Raw genomic sequence first — 2,175 nt, forward strand, 5'->3', positions numbered from 1 at the left:
ATGGTTTTGCCATTAATCTGCAGCGGGGTTGCCTGGGCGGGTATTGCCATGCAAGATCCGAGGGAAAGGGCTAACATGGTGGTGATGATTGGCTTGATGATCATTTCGGTGCTCCTTGCTAAAGTTCAGGGGGTACTGAACCATTCAACAAGGGCGCGAAAATAAAACGCGAAAATAAAAAAGGGGCATTTGCCCCCTCCTTGGGCGGCGCGATTTATAAGGCAGGTCGCCGAATCGTGGACATAAAATAGTCTGCCTCCATTTGATACTGTTCGATCAAGCAAGCGCTATCATGCAGGGCGCGGCAAGCAGCTGGATGCCAATCCTCCCAGCCGATGGCCACGAGATAGAACAAGTTGCCATTATCAGGGTCATGACGACCGTCGAGCTTCACATACCCGGGCTTAAAGGGGGTAACGCCATGGACTGTGATCGAGACTACCCCCATACCTTCAGGTTCCATTTCCAACTCCACCTCAAAACAGCCTCGCGCCTTTGGCCCATTTTGTCCTGCTCCATCCAAAACAAGCATGGCCTTATCAAGGGTGACAAACAGCACCTCAGCATCATCAGTGGCGAGCCTGTTTAGCAAATCCAAAATATGTTTTTCTTCCAAAGTCATCATGTATTCCCTTTTCGATGCGCCAGGAGAACCCGCCTGATCGGGTGCAGAGAATCCCTGCTCACCCTATTCATTCTGAGCGCGAAATTCAGCCTGAAAATGCTTGAGGGAGATAATCCAGTAATTCGTCTGCATCCTCAGTTATGACGCGATCTTCCAAGTCTGCGTCGTCAAACAAGATGACACCTGCGACAAAGATTGATGCGTGTATCGGGTCGGCCAAGTTGTCAGCGGCAAAATCCTCACTATGGATAATTCTCATTGGATGGCCTTTATGCTCAGATATTACAGTTTTTTTTATCATATCAGCACCATTCATCTTTTCTTTGTGCCAATATTGGTGATGAACCCACTGTTTACTTCTTAAAAAACCATCAAAAGAATCCAGGCTCATTGTTGGCCATGTGCTTTTTCTTTCCAATTCTTCACGTTTGAATTTTTGGACCGCCAATTCAAATTCATGAATGGAAGCGTACTTGTTGCCAAGCGCGTTTATCAATTGGTTGTCAATTTCAGATTTATTCATTTCATGCTCCTTGTTTTTTGGTCGTCCAAGCCATGATGTGTCTTGGTACAGTAGATTATGCTTGTGGTGAAAATAAAAAAGGGGCATCGCTGCCCCTTTTTTGATGACTGGTTGGTTTATTGCATGAGTGGTGATGGGTATATCCCTACCCAGTAATCGTCCCGCAAATCCAGCGCGATCCGGGTGACCTGAAAGGCTAACTGGCAAGCGTCTTCGATGGCCTTATCACTGGCCTTTTCCGGGTCCATCTTGGCCAAGATTACGGGCAGTATGCGGGATGCATAACCGTCGAAAATCCCCATTTTATCAAACCGTTCTCCGTCATTTGTTACTGCTTGATCACTCATTTATGCCTCCTACTTGTTGGGGTTGGGGTTGGGTTTCAGGCTGGGTGGGGATGACGATAGCCTTTATTTCATCCTCATTCAGATTCAAAAGTTCGGGCCTCAGTTTGGCTATCAAAGCCGAGAATTTGGCCTTTTTTTGCTCCACTTCACGGGCCGCCTTGATTTTTTCATCCAGTGCTGCGCGTTTTCTTTCTAATGCTCGTAGGTCCATTTCACATTTCCCCCATGCTGCATGAAGGAATCGCGTGGATTAACCAGAAATACCGCATCCGGTTCTGACGGGCTTCGCGCCTGGCCTTTTTTTGCCGGACCCGTTCTTGCTTTTTCATCCATTTTTCGGTTGCTTTGTCCATTACTTGAATCCTTTGCCGGGCGTGCCCGGCTCTATCTGATGTGGTTGATTGATTAGCCCCAGTTGCCGAAGCTGCCGCCGATTTCAAGGCGAATTGCAGGATTCCCCAGTGAGGAAGGGTCGCTTGCGATGGAAAATGAGGCAGACAAATGGTGCGGGAGGGCGGTTGCAGCCACAAATCCCAAGCCAATATGCCCGCCAAACTCACCCATGCTGCCGCCCATCCAAGCGCCGTGCTTGAGGATCGGAGCACTTGGCAGAGCGATTGCAGAGGCCAGCGAGCGGGCAACGTAATCCCGTGTTGCATAATCCGGTGCTCCGGTCGGGG

The 2,175-nt window shown here is 49.0% G+C and carries 5 protein-coding genes; all 5 read right to left on the minus strand.

Annotated features, from left to right (window positions below; genetic code table 11):
* Positions 1 to 214: 214 nt before the first annotated feature.
* A complete protein-coding gene (locus tag AC2VLY_RS15275) occupies positions 215 to 625 on the minus strand; it encodes a hypothetical protein (RefSeq protein ID WP_486893499.1) in 411 nt (136 codons plus the stop codon).
* Positions 626 to 710: 85 nt separating this feature from the next.
* Positions 711 to 1,148, minus strand: coding sequence for a hypothetical protein (locus AC2VLY_RS15280; protein WP_486893498.1), 438 nt, complete (start codon positions 1,146 to 1,148; stop codon positions 711 to 713).
* A 116-nt stretch (positions 1,149 to 1,264) separates the two neighbouring features.
* Positions 1,265 to 1,495, minus strand: coding sequence for a hypothetical protein (locus AC2VLY_RS15285; RefSeq protein WP_486893496.1), 231 nt, complete (start codon positions 1,493 to 1,495; stop codon positions 1,265 to 1,267).
* Positions 1,488 to 1,706, minus strand: coding sequence for a hypothetical protein (locus tag AC2VLY_RS15290; protein ID WP_486893494.1), 219 nt, complete (start codon positions 1,704 to 1,706; stop codon positions 1,488 to 1,490). The genes AC2VLY_RS15285 and AC2VLY_RS15290 overlap by 8 nt, the downstream gene beginning before the upstream one ends.
* A gap of 194 nt (positions 1,707 to 1,900) precedes the next feature.
* Positions 1,901 to 2,175, minus strand: a 275-nt coding sequence (locus AC2VLY_RS15295; RefSeq protein ID WP_486893492.1) for a hypothetical protein, incomplete at its 5' end; no start/stop codon positions are given.

Source organism: Acidithiobacillus sp. TH-A36 (assembly GCF_057473445.1).

Coding starts and splice junctions, on each gene's coding strand:
- AC2VLY_RS15280 (WP_486893498.1), bottom strand. CDS start 1,148: ATGAATAAATCTGAAATTGACAACCAATTGATAAACGCGCTTGGCAAC.
- AC2VLY_RS15275 (WP_486893499.1), bottom strand. CDS start 625: ATGATGACTTTGGAAGAAAAACATATTTTGGATTTGCTAAACAGGCTC.
- AC2VLY_RS15285 (WP_486893496.1), bottom strand. CDS start 1,495: ATGAGTGATCAAGCAGTAACAAATGACGGAGAACGGTTTGATAAAATG.
- AC2VLY_RS15290 (WP_486893494.1), bottom strand. CDS start 1,706: ATGGACCTACGAGCATTAGAAAGAAAACGCGCAGCACTGGATGAAAAA.